Origin of the sequence: Streptomyces sp. NPDC057287 (genome assembly GCF_042667905.1) — a bacterium.
Lineage (GTDB): Bacteria > Actinomycetota > Actinomycetes > Streptomycetales > Streptomycetaceae > Streptomyces.
On the sequence record NZ_JBHUYV010000003.1, the window covers coordinates 500,855 to 521,138 of the forward strand.

Sequence of the window (20,284 nt, forward strand, 5' to 3'; positions counted from 1 at the left end):
ACAGCGGTGACGAACGGCCCCGGGCGGCGTCCAGGGCCGTTCGTGTGTCCCCGCCCCGTCCCCTGCCGTGCTCCCGGACGCCGCACCGGCTCCGCCGGGCAGGTGCCGGGCAGCCGGCGACATGGACAGGATGTGCGCAACCGGCCGCTCCCGCTGGACGGTTGGTCCATTGCCCGGCGCGGCAGCGGACCGACATGCTGCGCGGGTGCGCTCGATACCGGACCACCTCATGTCCCGTCGTTCCCTCCTCAGAGCCCTCGGTGCCGGACCGGCCGGTGCCGCTCTGGCCGCCTGCGGCGTGCCCGCCGCCTACGTGGAGCCCGGTGACCGGGCGGGCCGCGACCGGTCGGGCAGCGAACGCTCGCTGCACTTCGCCAATTGGCCCCTCTACATCGACACCGACGACGAGGACGAGTCGAAGCGGCCCACGCTCGACGCCTTCTCGCGCCGCACCGGGATCTCCGTCACGTACACGGAGGAGATCAACGACAACGACGAGTTCTTCGGGAAGATCAGTCCGGCGCTGATGAACCACCAGCCGACGGGCCGGGACCTCGTCGTCATCAGCGACTGGATGGCGGCCCGGTTCGTGCGGCTCGGCTGGGTCCAGGAGATGGACCGGTCGCGGCAGCCGAACGTCGCCGCGCACCTGGACCCCCAGCTGCGCACGCCCGCTTTCGACCGGGGGCGCACGCACAGCGTGCCCTGGCAGTCCGGCATCACCGGCATCGCGTACAACAGGGAGAAGCTCGGCCGGGAGATCCGGCACACGGGCGAGCTCTGGGCGGACGACCTGCGGGGCAGGGTGACCCTGCTGTCCGGGCTCGACGAGGCCTTCGCCCTGCTGATGCAGGGCAACGGGGCCGACATCACCCGCTGGACCGCCGACGACTTCCACGAGATGTGCGAGCAGGTGGAGAGGCGGGTGAGGTCCCGCCACATCCGCCGTTTCACCGGGAACGACTACATCAAGGACCTGGCCAACGGGGATGTGCTCGCCTGCCAGGCCTACTCGGGGGACGTCATCCAGCTCCGGGCCGACAACCCCGGCATCGAGTTCGTGGTCCCCGAGGAGGGCGCCGAGCTCTGGTCGGAGTCCCTCATGATCCCCGACCTCGCCCGGCACAAGCGGAACGCGGAGAAGCTCGTCGACTTCTACTACGAGCCGGAGGTCGCGGCGGAACTGGCCACCTGGGTCAACTACGTCTGCCCGGTGCCCGCTGCCCGGGAGATCCTGGCCTCCTCCAAGGACGAGGAGACCGCCGCGCTCGCCGAGGACCCGCTGATCTTCCCCGACCGCGCGATGCGCGCACGGCTCGCCATCGCCCGCGACATCACCTCCGAGGAGCGCACCGGGTTCGCGAAGAAGTGGAACTCCCTCGTCGGTCTCTGAGGGACCGCTCTCAGCCGAAGATGTCGTACGTCCTGCAGTGGATCGCGTCCGTGCGGTCGCGGACGGCCACCCCGGTACACGTCCTCCCCGGGGCCGCGACCGCCTTGTCGTCGGCCGTGGCGACGACCGGCGACCGGTGACCCGCGGTGCGTGGCCACCCCCGTTTTTGAACGCGTTCATGCCAGGCGTAAGCTGCGGCCATGAGCGAGCGAGCCCTCTTGCGGCGCATACGCGTGTGGTTGGTCGTCTTTATCGTGTGTCTGGTGCTCAGCGGGCTCACCGCCTTCCCGCTGGTCACCGAACTCCACTGGGCCGATGACCTGTTGAACGCCTCCGCCTCTCCCGTGCCCGAGCACTTCCCGGCCCTGGCGGAGTGGATCACCAGGGTCCGCACCGGCCTGGACGAGGCCGACGCGAACTACCCCTTCGTGCTGTACGGCACCGACTGGCTGGCCTTCGCCCACCTCGTCATCGCGGTCGCCTTCTACGGCCCCTACCGCGACCCGGTCCGCAACATCTGGGTCATCGAGTTCGGGATGATCGCCTGCGCGGGGATCATCCCGCTCGCCCTGATCTGCGGACCGATCCGCGACATCCCCTTCTGGTGGACCGTCATCGACATGTCCTTCGGGGTCTTCGGCGTCATTCCCCTGCTCGTCGTCCACCGCATGATCAAGCGCCTGGAGACGGCGGCAGCCGTGCCGGCCTGAGACTCACCCGGCCGACGGGGCCCCGAATGCGGCCACCACGACGTCCATGGCGGTGGCGTTGACGTCCCGGCCCTTCGCGTCCGTGGAGTTGACGCTGTACACGAGCATCCTGGAGAGATCGCGGGTGGCAGCCACCGCCGTGTTGTAGCCGTAGCGGCCGCCCGTCTTCCCCCACACCTCACGTCCGCCCAGATTCAGCACGCTCAGACCCGCGCTGAACTGGGCGGGCCCGCCCGTCCCGAAGGTGAGCACCGACTCGTCGGGCAGGGTGAACATCTCCTCCAGCAGCGGTCCGCGCACGACCCGGCCGGAGAACAGCGCCCGGGTGAAGCGCTCCAGATCGGCCGTGGTCGACACGATGTCCCCGGCGGCCCAGCCGTCCGTCGTGCCCCACACCGTCACGTCCCGCAGCTCCGTACCGCCGTCCGGCGTGCCGAAGACCTGGTACCCGTGGTTGTGCGGGCCCCGTATGTCCGGGTCGGCGCCGGGGAACGACGTGGAGCGCAGTCCCAGCGGCCGCAGAACACGCTGACCCACCTGATGGGCGTACGAGTCGCCGGTCACTCTCTCTATCAGCAGCCCCAGCACCGTGTAGTTGATGTTGAGGTAGTGCTGGCTGTCGCCGGGGGCGAACTCCGGATCCTGCGCCGTCGCCGAGGCGACCATGCCGCGCGGGGTGTGCAGGTCGAAGCGGTGGGCGTACCACTCCTCCAGGGTGTCGCCTGGCATCTCGGCCGCCGGTATCCCGCTGGTGTGATTGAGCAGCTGCCGCACGGTGACCTGCCCGTACGCCGCGGGGATCAGGTCCGGCAGGTAGTGCCTGGCCGTCCGGCCCAGGTCCAGCTTCCGCTCACCGGCCAGCTGAAGGACCGCCGCCGCGGTGAAGACCTTGGTCACCGACCCGGCCCGGAAGCGCGCGGACGGGTCGGCCGGACGGTTCGAGACCAGATCGTGCACGCCGGAGCTGCCGCGCCAGCTGCCGTCGGATCCGCTCACCCGTACGAGTGCGGCGGTGGCGTCTTCGGTGGAGGGCAGCCCGGAGATCGCCGCGCTCAGGGCTTCGGCGTCGGCCGGGGGGACGGCGTGCGCGCGCACGTGTTCCCCGGCAGTGGTGACGCGGGCCGACGCCGCCGAGACGGCGGGCCCCGCCGCCAGTCCGAGGACCAGGGCGGTGGCGAGGAACGTGCGGGTGCGTGTGTTCATCGGGTGCCTCCGGGAGATGAAGTCCGTGCTGCTCGATGGCTCCATCCTCTTGATCCGGCGGCCCCGGCGGATCACCCGAGCGAGGGGTCGTGCGGGGGAGGTCGTCTCACCCGGGCGGGGGAGGCGGCGGAATTCTCTCCCCCGGGCGAGGGAGCGACGAGCCCCGTCTCGTACGCGCAGATGACCGCCTGGACGCGGTCCCGCAGGCCCAGTTTGGACAGCACATTGCCCACGTGGGTCTTCACCGTGTGCTCGCTGAGCACCAGCGCCGCCGCGATCTCCGCGTTGGACAGCCCCCGGGCCAGATGGAGAAGGGTCTCGCGCTCACGGGCGGTGAGGACGTCCAGCCGGGCAGGCTCGGAAGCCGACCTGCCCCGCGGTGGCCGGGAGGTGTACTCGGCGATGAGCCGGCGTGCCACCGACGGCGCGACGAGCGAGTCACCGGCCGCCACCACCCGTACCGCGTGCACCAGGTCGTCCCGCCGTACGTCCTTCAGGAGGAAACCGCTCGCGCCCGCGTGCAGCGCCTCGTAGACGTAGTCGTCCGAGTCGAAGGTGGTCAGCATGACGGTGCGACAGCCGCCCAGGGTGCTGATCGCACGGCAGGCCTCGATCCCGTCCATGACGGGCATCCTGACGTCCAGCAGCGCGACATCGGGGCGCAGTCCGCGTACCGCGTCGAGAGCCTGAGCACCGTCCCCGGCCTCGGCGAGCACCTCGATGTCCGGCTGTGCGTCCAGGATCATCGCGAAGCCGCTGCGCACCAGTTCCTGGTCGTCCGCCACCACCACACGGATCGTCAACTCCCCACCCCCTGAGGGGAGGTTACAAGGGGAATGACGACATGCACCCGGAACCCCCTGCCGCCGGGACCCGCACCGGCCGTCGCCCTCCCGCCGTGTGCGGCGGCCCGTTCGCGGATGCCGATCAGCCCCAGACCGGTGGTGGTGCCCGGCCCGCGGCCGTCGTCCGTGACGGTGACGGTCAGCTCCATGGGCGAGTGGGCCAGTTCGACCGCCACACGGTCCGCGCGGGCGTGCTTGACGACGTTCGTCAACGCCTCCTGCACGATCCGGTAGACCGTGGCCCCGGTGTCCGCCGGCAACGGGCCGGGCTGACCCGTCACCGTGCAGGTGACCTCGGGGCCTCCGGAGCTCACCCGGTCCACCAGACCGGGCAGTTCGGCCATCGAGGGCTGCGGGGCGCGCGGTGACGCCAGGTCCCCGGGGCCGTCCTCCCGCAGCACCCCGAGCATGCGGCGCAGCTGCACCATGGCGTCCCTGCCGGTCTCCGAGATGGCGTCGAACGCGGCCTCCGTGCGTTCCGGGGCCGAGCGCACCGCCACCGGGCCGGCCTCCGCCTGCACGATCATCAGGCTCACCGCATGGGACAGGATGTCGTGCATCTCCCGCGCGATCCGGGCCCGCTCCCGGGCCGCCGCCTGCTCGGCCTCGATCCGGTGCGTCACCTCCCGCTGCCGTGCCCGGTCCTCCATCGCGCGGATGTACGCCTTGCGCGTGTGCGTGAACCGGCCGAAGGCGTAGGCGGCGGCGAACACGAACAGGGAGAACAGCAGCTCCCTGGCTTCACCCGTGTTCCAGGCCACCGACGGGAACACCGCTGCCGACACCAGCACGGCGACCGCCGACCGCAGCCGCGGCGAGGACAGCTCGGCCACCGTGTAGAACGCCACCAGCCCGGTGTACGGCAGGGGCTGCCCCGGACCGTCCACGCCGAACCTGTAGAGGGCGCCCGCCGCCAGTACGGTCAGCAGTACGGCGGCAGGTGCTCGCCGCCGGGCCACCAACGGCAGTACGGTCAGTGTCGTGAGCCCGTACGCCGCCCAGGTGGCCGGCGGCAGGCCGGTGGAGCGGGGCACCACGAACGGCATGGTCACCGCGGCCTGCACCAGCAGGGTGACGCCGATGTCGGCGGCCCACGCGTCCCGCGGCAGCCACCGGGACCACGGCCCCGGCGGCCGGAGGCCGGGCACCCGGGGTCTTCGCATCAGGGCTTCCGGCCCACCGCGCCGAACTGGGCCACCTCCGGGGTCCGGGGCGTGGGGCCCGACCGCCAGCGGGAGCAGGACACGATGCCCGGTTCAAGGATCTCCAGGCCGTCGAGGAACGAGGCGAAATCGGACCGGCTGCGGGCGGTGATCGGCGGGGTGGCGTTCTCGTTCCAGAAGCGCATCGCCGCCTCGTTGCCCTCCCCGCCCATCTCCAGCGTGGGGTGGGTGAGGACCAGATGGCTGCCCGGCGGCAGGGCGTCCATCAGCCGCGTCACGATGCTCCGCGCCTCGTCCGTGTCCAGGACGAAGTTGAGGATGCCCAGCATCATCACCGCGACCGGACGCCGGAGGTCCAGGGTCCGCCCGGCCGCACGCAGGATCCGCTCGGGGTCCCGGGCGTCCGCGTCGACGTACTCGGTGGCGCCCTCGGGTGAGCTGGTGAGCAGGGAGCGCGCGTGGGCCAGGACGATCGGGTCGTTGTCGACGTAGACGACCCGTGCGTCGGGAGCGGTGTGCTGGGCGACCTCATGGGTGTTGTCCGCGGTCGGCAGCCCGGTGCCTATGTCCAGGAACTGCCCGATCCCCGCGTCACCGGCCAGATGACGCACCACCCGCCCCAGGAACGCCCGGTCGGCACGGGCCACTTCGCCGATGCTCGGGTACATTCCGGTGACCCGGTCGCCCACCGCGCGGTCGACGGGGTAGTTGTCGCCGCCGCCCAGCCAGTGGTTCCACACCCGCGCGTTGTGGGCGATGTCGGCACGGACCCGGGAGGGTGCGGTACGGGGGCCGGTCTCGGTCACGTCTGCTCCTGGCATCAGGGACGGTACGGACCGCCCATGATGCCGGATCGATCAAGAGGCTTCCACAGAACCCGAGTTGGCCAACTGGCTGCGGAGCGCATCGATCCGGTTGGTGGTCATCGAATCGACGCCGTACGCCAGCAGCCGCCGCATCGTGCGCCGGGTGTCCACCGTCCAGGCGGAGACGAGGAGCCCGTCGGCGTGGACGCGGTCGGCCAGCCCGCGGCTGAGCAGGCCGAAACGGTAGTTCAGCCAGCGGGGCCGTACCGCTTCGAGCAGGACGGCGCGCGGCGGCGCGAGGGTCGTCCAGGTCAGCGCGATTTCGGCGGACGGATCGGCCGCGCGCACCTTCAGCATCGCGTGTGTGTCCGCGCAGTAGTAGACGCGTTCCTGGGCCCCGCACTCCCGCACGACCCCGACGATGTCCCGCACGGACGCGTCGGTCGCACCGGGCAGGTCGAGCATGATCCGGCGGTCCCCGGCGGCGGACAGCGCCTCGCGCAGGGTCGGCACCCCGCCGCCGGTCCTCTCCGTCAGCTCCCGGTGATCCAGCCGGTCGAGCCGGACGTCGTGGCCCCACAGGCGCTTCAGCGTGGAGTCGTGGAGCAGTACGGGCACCCGGTCCCGGGTGACGCGGACGTCGATCTCGACGGCGTCAGCCCCCCGGTCCACGGCGGAGCGGACCGAGGGGAGCGTGTTCTCGCGGGCACGGTAGGGATCGCCGCGGTGGGCCACGGCGGTGACGGTGGTGGTCATGGGGCCATTGTGACCGGAGGGGTCACCGGCCCGGGGCCCCCAGCCAGTTCGACGTGTACGTGTCGATCTCCGCGGCCAGCGTCCGCTTGCCGGCCGGGTCGAGGAAGGATGCCTCCACCGCGTTCTTCGCCAGATCGGCCAGGCCGCGCTCGTCCAGGCCGAGCAGACGGCCCGCCACCCCGTACTCGTTGTTGAGATCGGTACCGAACATGGGCGGGTCGTCGCTGTTGACGGTGACGAGGACGCCCGCCTCGACCATCTCCCTGATCGGGTGCCGGTCGAGGTCCGCGACGGCACGGGTGGCGATGTTCGACGTCGGGCAGACCTCCAGGGCGATGCGGTGCTCGGCGAGGTGGGCCAGCAGCTTCGGGTCCTGGGTGGAGCTGGTGCCGTGCCCGATGCGCTCCGCGCGCAGCGCGGTGAGGGCGTCCCAGATCGTCTGCGGGCCCGTGGTCTCCCCGGCGTGCGGGACCGAGTGCAGGCCTTCGGCGATCGCACGGTCGAAGTACGGCTTGAACTGCGGCCGGTCCACCCCGACCTCGGGCCCGCCGAGACCGAAGGAGACCAGCCCCTCGGGCCGCAGGTCGACGGCGAGCCGGGTCGTCTCCTCGGCGGCCTCGAGACCGGCCTCGCCCGGGATGTCGAAGCACCAGCGCAGGACGACGCCGAGCTCGGCCTCGGCAGCCTTGCGGGCGTCCTCGATGGCCTCCATGAAGCCCTCCTCCGGGATGCCCCGGCGGGTCGAGCTGAACGGCGTGACGGTCAGCTCCGCGTACCGGATGTTCTGCCGGGCCATGTCCCGGGCGACCTCGAAGGTCAGCAGCCGGACGTCCTCGGGGGTACGGATCAGGTCCACCACCGAGAGGTAGACGTCGATGAAGTGCCCGAAGTCGGTGAACGTGAAGAAGTCCGACAATGCCTCCGGGTCCGTGGGGACCTTGGAGTCTGGGTGGTGGGCCGCGAGTTCGGCCACGATGCGGGGTGACGCCGACCCGACGTGGTGGACGTGGAGTTCGGCCTTGGGCAGCCCCGCGATGAAGGGGTGCAGATCGTTCATCGGATACTCCCGGATCTCTGTTTTCGGCCGGGCGTACCGGCTGCACCGTTCATCGTAGGCGGGGCCCTGCGGCCGTGTGCCGGGCCGTAGCATGGCGGGACCACGATGGGGGAGGCCCATGTCAGACAACACACAGCATCCCGGGGGCGAGGGCGCGCCGCGCGATCCGTGGGCTCCGCCGGACAGCAGGGTCGAGCTGGGCAAGCAGCCCGCGGACGCGGTTCCGCCCGCCGTGCACGACCAGCCGACCATGACGTCGATGTCGGGCGCGGACGGGGGCCACGGCCCCATACCCGGAACCGGACCCGCGGGAGCCTTCGGCCCGCAGCAACCCCCGGTGCCCGCGCCGCCGGTCGGGCCGAACGGGCCGGGCCAGCCGGGTCAGTACGGCTATCCGGCAGCCCCGGCCGCACCCTCCGCGGCGTACGGCTACCCGGCGGCTCCGGCCGCTCCGTCGCCGTCCTACGGCTACCCGGGATACCCCGGCTACGGAGGCCAGCCGCCCTGGGGCCCGGCGCCGGCGAACGGGCTGGGGATCGCTGCGATGGTCCTGGGGATCATCGCGGTGGTCGGCTTCTGCATGTGGGGGTTCGGCATCATCCTGGGCATCCTCGCCCTGATCTTCGGCATCATCGGCCGGGGCCGCGCCAAGCGGGGTGAGGCGACCAACGCGGGCATGGCGCTCGCCGGGATCATCCTGGGGTCGATCTCGATCGTCATCAGCGCGGTCTTCCTCGGCTTCCTGATCTGGGCCGTCGCCAACGACGATTCGGGCAGTGACTACGACTACGACCCGTACGCGACGTCACTGGTCGTCGGCGCCTCGCGCTGACCTCGCGCGAACGCTTCCCGGGCCCGGGACACGCTCTCCCGGGCCCGGGGAAACACGTCCCCGGGCCCGGACACGGGCCCTTTCACCCCGCGCGCAGCCGCGCACGCGCCTCCATGAGCGCGAAGCCGAGCAGATTCAGCCCGCGCCAGGACGCCGGATCCGCGGCGCGCGGATCGTCCTTGGTGAGGCCGATCCCCCATATACGGTCCATCGGGCTGGCCTCGACGAGGACGCGCTCGCCCGTGCCCAGCAAGTAGGCGCGCAGCGCGGGATCCTGGCCGAACTTGTGGACGCTGCCCTCGACGACCAGGGCGAACCGCTCCCGGGCCCATATGCCGTCGTCGAAGCCCTTGACCAGCCGGCCCACCTTCTTCGCCGCCGCGGGGCTGGTCGCCGCGACGGCCAGAGCCTCGGCCTCCGCGTCCTCGAAGAGCCGCGCCTTGCCGGCCATCATCCAGTGCTCGGCCGAGGCGTAGGTCACCGAGTCCACCGTGAACGGGGCCGGCCACCACTGGCTGAGGCAGCTCTCCCCGAGCCCACCGTCCGGGCGGGGCCTGTGTCCCCAGAACGGCAGGTACTTCACACGCTCACCGCGTGCCGTGCGCGCCAGCAGGCCGTCCATGTGTTCCTGTCCCATGGCAGCCGAGTCTGGCATCCGCCACTGACAGCAGGTATGGGGATTTCCTTGTTCACGCGACACAACGTCGACAGATTCCGTCGCGTAACCAAAAGGAAACAACGGAATCCCTTGTTGGTGGAGGGTCCCTCTGTCAGGATCGGCACTCAATTCGCGAAGAAGCTACGCCGCGCCCCTGTTCAGGGAGACGGCGGAGGAGAGCGTCATGGGCAACGGATTCCAGGTGCAGGACCGCTTCGCCGAGGGGGCGCAGTACATCGGCGGACGCCTGCGCCACGGCACGTCAGGACACCACCAGGAAGTGGTGGACCCCGCGACGGGCACGACGGTGCTCCGCTACGAACTGGCGGGCACCGACGACGTCGACGCCGCCGTGGCCGCAGCCCGCGGGGCGTTCCCCGGCTGGGCGGGGCTCACCCCGGGCGAACGCTCCGAGGCGCTGCACCGCTTCGCCGCCGTACTCGCGGAGCAGGCGGACGACTTCGCGTACGCCGAGTCCCTGCAGTGCGGCAAGCCCCTCAAGCTCTCCACCGAGTTCGACGTCCCCGGCACGGTGGACAACGCCTCCTTCTTCGCCGGCGCCGCACGCCACCTGGAGGGGAGTTCGGCCGCCGAGTACAGCGGCGACCACACCTCCTACGTGCGCCGGGAGGCCATCGGGGTCGTCGGCTCGATCGCACCGTGGAACTATCCGCTCCAGATGGCCGCCTGGAAGATCCTCCCGGCCGTCGCGGCGGGCAACACGATCGTGCTCAAGCCCGCCGAGATCACCCCGCTGACCTCGCTGATGTTCGCGCAGGCCGCCACGGGGGCGGGCATCCCCGACGGCGTGATCAACATCGTCTCCGGTGCCGGCCGGGACGCGGGGGAGCACCTCGTGGGCCACCCCGACGTCGTGATGACCTCCTTCACCGGGTCCACCGAGGTCGGCAAGCGGGTCGCCTCGCTCGCCACGGAGACCGTCAAGCGCCTGCACCTGGAGCTCGGGGGCAAGGCGCCCTTCCTCGTCTTCGACGACGCCGACCTCGACGCCGCGGTCAACGGGGCGGTCGCCGGATCCCTCATCAACACCGGCCAGGACTGCACGGCCGCCACCAGGGCCTACGTGCAGCGCCCCCTGTACGACGCGTTCGTGAGCGGTGTCGCCGCACTGATGGAGAGTGTGCGGCTCGGCGACCCCTTCGATCCGTCGACCGATCTCGGCCCGCTGATCAGCCACCAGCAGCGTGACCGGGTGGCGGGGTTCGTCGAGCGCGCCCGTGCCTACGCCACCGTCGTCACCGGCGGCGAGGCCCCCGGCGGCGCGCTCGCCGACGGTGCCTACTACCTGCCGACCCTGATCACGGGGGCCGCCCAGGACAGCGAGATCGTCAGCTCGGAGATCTTCGGCCCGGTCCTCGTGGTGCTGCCCTTCGACACGGACGACGAGGGAATCCGCCTCGCCAACGACACCCCGTACGGGCTGGCCGCCTCCGCCTGGAGCCGCGACCTGTACCGGGCCAACCGCGCCACCCGCGAGATCGCGGCGGGCTGCGTGTGGATCAACGACCACATCCCGATCATCAGCGAGATGCCGCACGGCGGATACAAGGCCAGCGGCTTCGGCAAGGACATGTCGTCGTACTCCTTCGAGGAGTACACGCAGGTCAAGCACGTCATGTACGACAACACCGCGGTGGCCCGGAAGGACTGGCACCGCACCGTCTTCGGGGACCGATAGAGAGCGGCCGCCGACCGGCGGCCCCACCCACCCGGAAGGGCACACGCGTATGGAGCAGTACGAGCCCGAGCGCCTCTCCGCGCCACAGCTGGCCGCCATGAGGCGCAGCCTCACCCACGGCAGGGGAGCCCTCACCCGCCGTTCGCTTCTGAGGGCATCGGGCATGGGCGCCCTCGCGCTCGGCGGCCTCGGCACCCTGAGCGCGTGCGGCATCCCTCCCGCCAGGCGCGAAGCAGACGCGGCGGCTGCCTCCGACGACCACTCGGCGGCGGAGAAGCAGATCAACTTCTCCAACTGGACCGAGTACATGGACGTCAGCGAGGACGAGAAGAGCCGTCCGACGCTGGACGCGTTCACGAAACGCACCGGGATCAAGGTCAAGTACACCGAGGACATCAACGACAACGTCGAGTTCTTCGGGAAGATCAAGCCGCAGCTCGCCGCGGGCCAGGACACCGGCCGCGACCTCATCATCGTGACGGACTGGCTCGCCGCCCGCATCATCCGGCTCGGCTGGGCGCAGAAGCTCGACCACGCGAACCTCCCGCACGCCTTCGCGAACCTGTCGCCCCAGTTCCGTACGCCCGACTGGGACCCGGGACGCGCCTACTCCTACCCCTGGACCGGCATCCCGACCGTCATCGCCTACAACGCGAAGGCCACCGGTGGCCGCAAGGTCGACTCCATCACCCAGCTGCTGGACGACCCGAAGCTCAAGGGCAAGGTCTCCTTCCTCTCCGAGATGCGCGACTCGGTCGGCATGACGCTCCTGGACATGGGCAAGGACCCCGGCTCGTTCACCGACGCCGACTACGACGCCGCCATCGGCCGTCTCCAGAAGGGCGTCGACAAGAAGCAGATACGCCGGTTCACCGGCAACGACTACACCGCCGACCTCAGCAAGGGCGACATCGCGGCCTGTGTGGCCTGGGCCGGCGACATCATCCAGCTCCAGGCCGACAACCCGGACATCAAGTTCGCGATACCGGCCGCCGGTTACATCACCTCGAGCGACAACATGCTGGTCCCGGCCGAGGCACGGCACAAGACCAACGCCGAGAAGCTCATGGACTACTACTACGAGCCCCCGGTCGCCGCGCAGCTCGCGGCCTACATCAACTACGTCTGTCCCGTGGACGGGGTCGCCACGGAGCTCGCGAAGATCGACGAGTCCATGGCGTCCAACACCCTGATCCTCCCCGACAAGGCGATGGCCGCGAAGTCACGGGCCTTCCGCTCCCTCAGCTCCGCGGAAGAGACGGCGTACGAGGAGAAGTTCGCCAAGCTCATCGGCGCCTGACCGGACCGTCCCCCTCCCGATCTCCTCCGACACCACTGGGACCGCGACCCATGACTCAGCAGCAGACAGCGGGCGGCGACGTCCGTCTCACCGGGATCAGCAAGACCTACGGCTCCTTCACCGCAGTGCATCCCCTCGACCTGACCGTCCCGCAGGGCTCCTTCTTCGCGCTGCTCGGCGCGTCCGGCTGCGGCAAGACCACCACCCTGCGGATGATCGCGGGCCTGGAGGAGGCCACCACCGGCACGATCTCGCTCGGCGGACGCGACATCACGGGCCTGCCCCCGTACAAGAGGCCCGTCAACACCGTCTTCCAGAGCTACGCGCTCTTCCCCCACCTCGACGTCAGCGAGAACGTCGCCTTCGGGCTGCGCCGCCGCGGCATCAAGTCCGTCAAGAAGCAGGTCGGCGAGATGCTGGACCTCGTCCAGCTCGGCGACTTCGCCCACCGCAAGCCGCACCAGCTCTCCGGAGGGCAGCAGCAGCGCGTCGCCGTGGCCCGCGCGCTCATCAACCACCCCCAGGTCCTCCTCCTCGACGAGCCCCTGGGCGCCCTCGACCTCAAGCTGCGCCGCCAGATGCAGCTCGAACTGAAGCGGATCCAGACCGAGGTCGGCATCACGTTCATCCATGTCACCCACGACCAGGAGGAGGCCATGACCATGGCCGACACCGTCGCGGTGATGAACGGCGGCCGGGTCGAACAGCTCGGTGCCCCGGCCGACCTCTACGAGAACCCGCGCAGCACGTTCGTCGCCAACTTCCTCGGCACCTCCAACCTCATCGAGGGGGAGATCGTCTCCGCGGGCAGCGAGGTCGTCGTCGCGGCGGGCGGCGGGAGACTCTCCCTGCCGAGCGAGCGCTGTCAGGCTCCCACCACCAACGGCGGACGCCTTCTGCTGGGCATCCGGCCCGAGAAGATATCCCTGGCCCACGCGGCCGACGCGGACGCGATAGCCGCCGGCCGCAACCGTGTCACCGGCCGCATCGTGGACTCCAGCTTCATCGGGGTCTCCACCCAGTACGTGGTGGAGAGCCCGGCCGGAACGGCCCTCCAGGTGTACGAGCAGAACGTCGACAGGCGCGAGGGTCTCCTTCCCGGCTCCGAGGTCGTCCTGCACTGGAACCCCGAACACACCTTCGGGCTCGACGCGGACCAGGACATCGACGCGGGCGCGGCGAGCAAGGAGGACGCGGCGTGAGCCTCACCGAAGCGCCGCCCGCGCCGCCCACCGGATCCGGGGAGCCGAAGCTCCGCAAGCCCTCCACCCGCAAACGGCTCGTGCCCTACTGGCTGCTGCTCCCCGGCATCCTGTGGCTGGTCGTCTTCTTCGCCCTGCCGCTCGTCTACCAGGCCTCGACCTCGGTGCAGACCGGGTCTCTGGAGCAGGGCTTCGAGGTCACCTGGCACTTCCGGACGTACGTGGACGCGCTGCGCGACTACTACCCGCAGTTCATCCGTTCCCTGCTGTACGCGGGCACCGCCACGGTCCTCTGCCTGCTGCTGGGGTACCCGCTGGCGTATCTGATCGCCTTCAAGGCCGGCCGCTGGCGGAACCTGGTGCTCGTGCTGGTCATCGCGCCGTTCTTCACCAGCTTCCTGATCCGCACGCTCGCCTGGAAGACCATCCTCGCCGACGGCGGCGCGGTCGTGGACGTGCTCGGCACCCTGCACGTCCTGGACGTCACCAGCTGGCTCGGCTGGACCGAGAACAACCGCGTCCTGGCCACCCCGATGGCCGTCGTCTGCGGTCTCACGTACAACTTCCTGCCGTTCATGATCCTTCCGCTCTACACCTCCCTGGAGCGGATCGACGGCCGGCTGCACGAGGCCGCGGGCGACCTCTACGCCACCCCCGCCACCACGTTCCGCAAGGTGACGTTCCCGCTCTCCATGCCGGGCGTCGTCTCGGGCACCCTGCTGACCTTCATCCCGGCCAGCGGCGACTACGTCAACGCGGAACTCCTCGGCTCCACCGACACCAAGATGGTCGGCAGCGTCATCCAGAGCCAGTTCCTGCGGGTCCTGGACTATCCGACGGCCGCCGCCCTCTCGTTCATCCTGATGGCGGTCGTCCTGCTCATGGTCACCGTCTACATCCGCCGCTCCGGCACGGAGGACCTGGTCTGATGCCCGTACTCCGATGGATACGCCGGAACCTGGTCGTCCTCGCGGGGGTGCTGACCCTCGCGTACATGATCCTGCCGAACGCCGTCGTGATGGTGTTCTCCTTCAACAAGCCGAAGGGACGCTTCAACTACGCCTGGCGGGAGTTCTCCCTGGACGCGTGGAAGGACCCCTGCGGTGTCGCAGACATGTGCGGTTCGCTCTCCCTGTCGCTCCAGATCGCGTTCTGGGCGACGCTGGGAGCCACGGCGCTCGGCACCATGATCGCCTTCGCGCTGGTCCGCTACCGGTTCCGGGCGCGCGGCACGATCAACTCGCTGATCTTCCTGCCGATGGCCATGCCCGAGGTCGTCATGGCCGCCTCGCTCCTCACGCTCTTCCTCAACATGGGCGCCCAGCTCGGCTTCTGGACCGTCCTGATCGCCCACATCATGTTCTGCCTGAGCTTCGTGGTGACAGCGGTCAAGGCTCGCGTCATGTCGATGGACCCGCGGCTGGAGGAGGCCGCCCGCGACCTCTACGCGGGCCCCGTCCAGACCTTCGTCCGGGTGACGCTCCCCATCGCCGCGCCCGGAATCGCCGCGGGAGCGCTGCTCGCCTTCGCGCTCTCCTTCGACGACTTCATCATCACCAATTTCAACGCGGGCTCCACGGTCACTTTCCCCATGTTCGTCTGGGGATCGGCCCAGCGTGGAACACCCGTACAGATCAACGTCATCGGTACGGCCATGTTCGTCATTGCCGTGGCGGTGGTTCTCGCCGGTCAGCTCGTAGCCGACCGGCGGAAGAGCAATGCGGGAAAATAGAACCCGAAGGAGTTGGAAACCATGGCACCGAATGCCATGCGTACCGCAGCACAATCGCTTTCCGACACGCGTCCCGTCTCCTACTGGCTCGACGACCCGGCAAGGCCGCCGGCTCTCCCCGCCCTGACCGGGGACGAGCGCTGCGACCTGCTGGTCGTCGGCGGCGGCTACAGCGGACTCTGGACCGCGCTGCTGGCCAAGGAGCGGGACCCCGGGCGCGACGTCGTCCTGATCGAGGGCAACGAGGTGGGATGGGCCGCCTCGGGCCGCAACGGCGGATTCTGCGCCGCGTCGCTCACCCACGGCCTGGCCAACGGCCTGGAGCGCTGGCCGGAGGAGATCGGCGCGCTGGAGGATCTCGGTGGGAGGAACCTCGACGCCATCGAGGAGGCCGTGGCCCGCTACGGCATCGACTGCGAGTTCGAGCGCACCGGTGAGATCGATGTCGCCACCGAGCCTCATCACCTCGATGAGCTGCGGGAATGGCACGACGAGCTCCAGAGGCGCGGCATCACCGGCATCGACTTCCTCGACCGCGACGCCGTGCGTGCCGAGGTCGACTCGCCCACCTTCCTCGGCGGTCTCTGGGACCGGCGCGGCGTCGCGATGCTGCACCCGGCCAAACTCGCCTGGGGCCTCAAGCGGGTCTGCCGTGACCTCGGCGTACGGATCTACGAGCACACCAGGGGCCTGGACCTCGTCCGCTCCGGCTCCGGCATGGCCGTCCGCACCCCGTACGGCCGGGTCTTCGCCGGCCGGGTCGCGCTCGGGACCAACGTCTTCCCCTCACTGGTGAAGCGTGTCCGCCCGTACACCGTGCCGGTCTACGACTACGCCCTGATGACCGAGCCCCTCACCCCGGAGCAACGGGCGTCCATCGGCTGGAAAGGGCGCCAGGGGCTCGGAGACAGCGCGAATCAGTTCCATTACTTCCGGATGTCCGCGGACAACCGGATCCTGTGGGGCGGATACGACGCGATCTATCCCTACGGTGGCCGGCTCAGTGCCGATCTGGATCAGCGGCCGGAGACATTCCTGAAACTCGCCGGGCAGTTCTTCGCGTGCTTCCCGCAGCTTTCCGGACTGCGTTTCTCGCATGCCTGGGGCGGCGCGATCGACACCTGTTCCCGCTTCACCGCTTTCTTCGGCACGGCCCATCAGGGACGTGTCGCGTACGCCGCCGGATATACGGGCCTGGGCGTCGGCTCCACCCGGTTCGGCGCGGATGTGATGCTCGACCTGCTCTCCGGCGAGGAGACCGAGCGGACCCGGCTGGAGATGGTCCGCTCCAAGCCGATGCCGTTCCCGCCGGAGCCCTTCGCCTGGGCCGGGATCGAGATCACCAAGCGGTCCCTGGCCCGGGCCGACAGCAACGGCGGACACCGCAACCTGTGGCTGAGGGCCATGGACGGGCTGGGCCTCGGCTTCGACAGCTGACCGCTCGCCCGTGACGCAGGTCACCGGAGACGGATGCCCGAACCCGCGTCATGATCCGCTCCCGGCGCCCTCTCTCCCCGTGAACGCACCGGCAGGACCCTGCCGGTGCCCACGGGAGAGGGAGGCAGTCCATGACCGGCACGGGGGCGAAAGCCGCGGTCGCATGGCTCGTATCGGTGGCACCGGATCCGGGTGCCTGCCGGAGGGAGTGGGAGCGCGACCCGCACGGGATGGCGCTCCTCCCCGCCGGGAAGCGCTGGGACGTGCTGATCGTCCCGGGGGAGCTCGGCTATCCGACGCTCGATGTGCTTACGCGTCTCATCGACCGGCCCGGTCCCGTCCTTGCGGACTTCGGTGACTCCAGGATGGGCTTCTTCGTGCCCCCGGGGACAGCTGCCCGCTGGGTCGGGACGGGTATCCGCGGGGTCGGCGGGGGGACGTGGATCGTCGTCCCCCGGCCGGGCAGCACCGTGGGCGGGGTGCGGTGGCTGATCCCGCCGGACGGCTCGGGCACCCTCACCGACGCGACCCTTCTGGAGCTGGCCCTGCACGAGGCCGCCGCGGCCCGCGGCGCGCGGGGAGGCGGGAGGTGAGTCACCGCCAGAGGTCTTGACAACATGATTGGTCTGGACCATGTTGTCCGCGGACGGCTCAATTCCCCCTTGCACGGAGGCTGTTGTGGAACGTAGCGGACCACCCATGAGATCTTCCGGTTTTCTCGCCGCATTCTCGGCGGTCCTTCTCGCCACCGGCGCCCTTCTCGCCACAGCCCCGGCGGCCGGAGCGGCCGACGCCGATCTCGCCCGCAACGGCGGCTTCGAGGCGGGGCTGGACGGCTGGAGCTGCTCCGGCGGAAGCGGCGCGGCCGTCAGTACACCCGTCCACGGCGGGACCTCCGCGCTGAAGGCGACCCCCGCGGGCAGTGACAACGCCCGGTGCTCCCAGACGGTCACGGTGAAGCCGGACTCCACCTACACGCTCAGTGCCTGGGTGCAGGGGAGCTACGTCTATCTGGGGGCCTCCGGCACGGGGACCACCGACGTCTCCACCTGGACCCAGTCCGCCGGCGCGTACAAGCAGCTCACCACCACGTTCAAAACCGGCCCCTCGACCACGTCGGTGGCCGTCTACACCCACGGCTGGTACGGCACCCCCGCCTACTACGCCGACGACCTCACCCTCGTCGGCCCCGGTGGCACCCCCGTCGCCGTGCCCGCCGCCCCCACCGGGCTCAAGGCCGGCACGGCCACCGCCTCCTCCGTCCCGCTGTCCTGGACGGCGTCGGCCGGAGCCACCGGATACCGCGTCTACCGGTCCGGTACGAAGGTCCTCGACACCACCGGCACCTCCGCCACCGTGACGGGGCTGGCGGCGTCGTCCGCGCACAGCTTCCAGGTCTCGGCCGTCAACTCCGCCGGTGAGTCGCCGAAGTCGGCGGCCGTGAGCGCCACGACGGCGGCAGGCGGCGGGGGCGGGAGCGACGCGGGCCTCCCGGCCCACGCGCTCGTCGGCTACCTCCACTCCAGCTTCGCCAACGGCTCCGGCTACACGCGGATGGCCGACGTCCCCGACTCGTGGGACGTCATCAACCTCGCCTTCGGCGAGCCCACCTCCGTGACCTCCGGAGACATCCGGTTCTCGCTCTGCCCCGTCGCGGAGTGCCCGGGCGTGGAGACCGAGGCGGAGTTCAAGGCCGCCATCAAGGCCAAGCAGGCCGCGGGCAAGAAGGTGCTGATCTCGATCGGCGGCCAGAACGGCCAGGTGCAGCTCGCCTCGACCGCGGCCCGTGACGCCTTCGTCACCTCCGTCAGCAAGATCATCGACACCTACGGCCTCGACGGCCTGGACATCGACTTCGAGGGCCACTCGCTCTCACTCGCCACGGGCGACACCGACTTCCGCAGCCCGACGACTCCGGTCATCGTGAACCTGATCTCCGCGGTGAAGACGCTCAAGGCCAAATACGGAGCCGGATTCGTCCTGACCATGGCCCCCGAGACCTTCTTCGTGCAGCTCGGCTACCAGTACTACGGCTCCGGCCCCTGGGGCGGCCAGGACCCGCGCGCCGGGGCGTACCTGCCCGTCATCCACGCCCTGCGCGACGACCTCACCCTGCTGCACGTCCAGGACTACAACTCCGGCTCCATCATGGGCCTCGACAACCAGTACCACTCCATGGGCGGCGCCGACTTCCACATCGCCATGACCGACATGCTGCTCACCGGCTTCCCCGTCGCGGGCGACCAGACCAGGGTCTTCCCCGCGCTGCGCCCCGAGCAGGTGGCCTTCGGCCTCCCGGCGTCCACCCAGGCCGGCAACGGCCACACCTCGCCCGCAGAGGTCACCAAGGCGCTCAACTGCCTGACGAAGAAGACCGACTGCGGCACCTACCAGACCCACGGCACCTGGAGCGGTCTGCGCGGGCTGATGACCTGGTCCATCAACTGGGACCGCTTCAACAACTGGGAGTTCTCGAAGAACTTCGACGCCTACTTCGGCGGCTGACCGATCCTGCTTCCCACCCGCAGGGCGATCAGCAGCACTCCGCCGAGGCACCAGGCGGCCACCACGTCCAACGGCCAGTGGTAGCCGCGCAGCACCAGACCGACGCTCGTCGCCGCCGTCAGCAGGACGGCGGCGACGAGCGTCATCCATGACCGCTTCACGTACGGGGCCAGCAGCAGCGCCGCCGCCCCGTAGGCCACCATCGCCGTGGTTGTGTGCCCCGAGGGGTAGTAGCCCGTCGCCTCCGTCAGCGGACCCCGGCGGTCGGTCCACAGCTTGAGCGGGACGACGAGCGCCGGTACGGCGGCCATGGTCAGGACGGCGCACAGCGCGGCGCGCCTGGCACGGCGGAGCCACGACACGACGACCGCGCACGCCAGCACGGGAACGGCCACCTGCATGTTGCCGAGGTCGGCGAAGAGATCGGTGAGTCCTGCGGGGCCGCGCCCCGCCAGCTCCAGGCCGAGCCGCTCGTCGGGATCCAGCAGCGGGCCGTCGGCCAGCACCTGCCAGGTGATCACGAGGAAGAGCACCGGCAGCGCGACGGACGCCCACACGAGAAGAACCGGCCACCGGGGAACAGGGGGGATTGTTCCGAGGTGGCCGGTCGGATCGGGTTGCCGCGCGCCCCGGGGGGTGTGGGGCGGGCGGCCATCCGATCGGTGAGGAGTCCCGGAGCCCGAAGCTCCAGCGGTGTGCGCGATGGCACGGCCGGAACGGTGCGGGGGGAGCACCGGCCCGGCATCACCCGCAGTCCCCTGCGGGCGGGGTGTTTCTCTCATCTGGGAAAACCGTACGTCAGAGGAAGGATGCGCCGGAAGGCACAACGGTAACCCGCCATCGCCCCCGCACACCTTCTTCACACGCCCTCACGCCGACGCCGGCCGCCGCTCCCGGGAGCGGCGGCCGGCGTGGGGGTGATTAGCCCCGATCAGTGGCGCGCCGACCCCTGCTCGATGACGTCCCCGCCCGAGTTCAGGAGGTCC

At 70.4% G+C, this 20,284-nt stretch carries 19 protein-coding genes; 11 read left to right on the forward strand and 8 right to left on the reverse strand.

Annotation, left to right across the window (positions count from 1 at the left end; all coding sequences use genetic code 11):
• Nucleotides 1–229 precede the first annotated feature (229 nt).
• The gene (locus ACFUNE_RS08800) at nt 230–1,393 is read left to right on the forward strand and encodes a spermidine/putrescine ABC transporter substrate-binding protein (protein WP_383564179.1); all 1,164 of its coding nucleotides are present in this window, start codon (nt 230–232) and stop codon (nt 1,391–1,393) included.
• Between the two features lie 200 nt (nt 1,394–1,593).
• Entirely contained in the window at nt 1,594–2,103 is a 510-nt protein-coding gene (locus tag ACFUNE_RS08805) for a hypothetical protein (RefSeq protein ID WP_383564105.1), read from the forward strand.
• Nucleotides 2,104–2,106: 3 nt separating this feature from the next.
• On the opposite strand, the gene ACFUNE_RS08810 is transcribed toward ACFUNE_RS08805, so the two are convergent.
• The 6 genes from ACFUNE_RS08810 to ACFUNE_RS08835 all read right to left on the reverse strand — a co-directional run bounded on the left by ACFUNE_RS08810 (nt 2,107) and on the right by ACFUNE_RS08835 (nt 7,933).
• Nucleotides 2,107–3,306, reverse strand: coding sequence for a serine hydrolase domain-containing protein (locus tag ACFUNE_RS08810; protein ID WP_383564107.1), 1,200 nt, complete (start codon nt 3,304–3,306; stop codon nt 2,107–2,109).
• A 71-nt stretch (nt 3,307–3,377) separates the two neighbouring features.
• Complete coding sequence (locus ACFUNE_RS08815) at nt 3,378–4,109, reverse strand: response regulator (RefSeq protein ID WP_383564109.1); 732 nt, start codon at nt 4,107–4,109, stop codon at nt 3,378–3,380.
• Nucleotides 4,106–5,197 (reverse strand): sensor histidine kinase, encoded by a 1,092-nt coding sequence (locus ACFUNE_RS08820; RefSeq protein WP_383564181.1) that lies wholly within the window; start codon nt 5,195–5,197, stop codon nt 4,106–4,108. The genes ACFUNE_RS08815 and ACFUNE_RS08820 overlap by 4 nt, the downstream gene beginning before the upstream one ends.
• 116 nt (nt 5,198–5,313) lie before the next feature.
• A complete protein-coding gene (locus tag ACFUNE_RS08825) occupies nt 5,314–6,135 on the reverse strand; it encodes an SAM-dependent methyltransferase (RefSeq protein WP_383564111.1) in 822 nt (273 codons plus the stop codon).
• 36 nt (nt 6,136–6,171) lie between these two features.
• A complete protein-coding gene (locus tag ACFUNE_RS08830; protein WP_383564113.1) occupies nt 6,172–6,876 on the reverse strand; it encodes a glycerophosphodiester phosphodiesterase in 705 nt (234 codons plus the stop codon).
• 22 nt (nt 6,877–6,898) lie between these two features.
• On the reverse strand, nt 6,899–7,933 hold the full coding sequence (locus ACFUNE_RS08835; RefSeq protein WP_383564114.1) for an adenosine deaminase: 1,035 nt from the start codon (nt 7,931–7,933) through the stop codon (nt 6,899–6,901).
• A 118-nt stretch (nt 7,934–8,051) separates the two neighbouring features.
• Between ACFUNE_RS08835 and ACFUNE_RS08840 the strand changes: the two genes are divergently transcribed.
• A complete protein-coding gene (locus tag ACFUNE_RS08840) occupies nt 8,052–8,765 on the forward strand; it encodes a DUF4190 domain-containing protein (RefSeq protein WP_383564116.1) in 714 nt (237 codons plus the stop codon).
• Nucleotides 8,766–8,847: 82 nt separating this feature from the next.
• Here the strand turns inward: ACFUNE_RS08840 and ACFUNE_RS08845 are convergent, their stop codons facing one another.
• Nucleotides 8,848–9,387, reverse strand: coding sequence for an NADAR family protein (locus ACFUNE_RS08845; RefSeq protein ID WP_383564183.1), 540 nt, complete (start codon nt 9,385–9,387; stop codon nt 8,848–8,850).
• Between the two features lie 220 nt (nt 9,388–9,607).
• Here ACFUNE_RS08845 and ACFUNE_RS08850 point away from each other — a divergent pair, with 220 nt between their 5' ends.
• The 8 genes from ACFUNE_RS08850 to ACFUNE_RS08885 all read left to right on the forward strand — a co-directional run bounded on the left by ACFUNE_RS08850 (nt 9,608) and on the right by ACFUNE_RS08885 (nt 19,298).
• Entirely contained in the window at nt 9,608–11,122 is a 1,515-nt protein-coding gene (locus tag ACFUNE_RS08850) for a gamma-aminobutyraldehyde dehydrogenase (RefSeq protein ID WP_383564118.1), read from the forward strand.
• Nucleotides 11,123–11,171: 49 nt separating this feature from the next.
• On the forward strand, nt 11,172–12,422 hold the full coding sequence (locus ACFUNE_RS08855) for a spermidine/putrescine ABC transporter substrate-binding protein (protein WP_383564120.1): 1,251 nt from the start codon (nt 11,172–11,174) through the stop codon (nt 12,420–12,422).
• A gap of 50 nt (nt 12,423–12,472) precedes the next feature.
• Complete coding sequence (locus ACFUNE_RS08860) at nt 12,473–13,624, forward strand: ABC transporter ATP-binding protein (RefSeq protein ID WP_383564122.1); 1,152 nt, start codon at nt 12,473–12,475, stop codon at nt 13,622–13,624.
• Entirely contained in the window at nt 13,621–14,553 is a 933-nt protein-coding gene (locus ACFUNE_RS08865) for an ABC transporter permease (protein ID WP_383564124.1), read from the forward strand. Before ACFUNE_RS08860 ends, ACFUNE_RS08865 begins: the two co-directional genes overlap by 4 nt.
• Nucleotides 14,553–15,356, forward strand: a complete 804-nt coding sequence (locus ACFUNE_RS08870; RefSeq protein ID WP_383564126.1) for an ABC transporter permease — start codon at nt 14,553–14,555, stop codon at nt 15,354–15,356. Before ACFUNE_RS08865 ends, ACFUNE_RS08870 begins: the two co-directional genes overlap by 1 nt.
• A gap of 21 nt (nt 15,357–15,377) precedes the next feature.
• Nucleotides 15,378–16,793: an NAD(P)/FAD-dependent oxidoreductase gene (locus ACFUNE_RS08875; RefSeq protein ID WP_383564128.1), complete on the forward strand. Its 1,416-nt coding sequence runs from the start codon at nt 15,378–15,380 to the stop codon at nt 16,791–16,793.
• Nucleotides 16,794–16,924: 131 nt separating this feature from the next.
• The gene (locus ACFUNE_RS08880) at nt 16,925–17,386 is read left to right on the forward strand and encodes a hypothetical protein (protein ID WP_383564130.1); all 462 of its coding nucleotides are present in this window, start codon (nt 16,925–16,927) and stop codon (nt 17,384–17,386) included.
• An 85-nt stretch (nt 17,387–17,471) separates the two neighbouring features.
• Nucleotides 17,472–19,298: a chitinase gene (locus ACFUNE_RS08885; RefSeq protein WP_383564132.1), complete on the forward strand. Its 1,827-nt coding sequence runs from the start codon at nt 17,472–17,474 to the stop codon at nt 19,296–19,298.
• On the opposite strand, the gene ACFUNE_RS08890 is transcribed toward ACFUNE_RS08885, so the two are convergent.
• The gene (locus ACFUNE_RS08890) at nt 19,283–19,855 is read right to left on the reverse strand and encodes a phosphatase PAP2 family protein (protein ID WP_383564134.1); all 573 of its coding nucleotides are present in this window, start codon (nt 19,853–19,855) and stop codon (nt 19,283–19,285) included. The two genes, ACFUNE_RS08885 and ACFUNE_RS08890, sit on opposite strands and share 16 nt — an antisense overlap.
• Between the last annotated feature and the right edge of the window lie 429 nt (nt 19,856–20,284).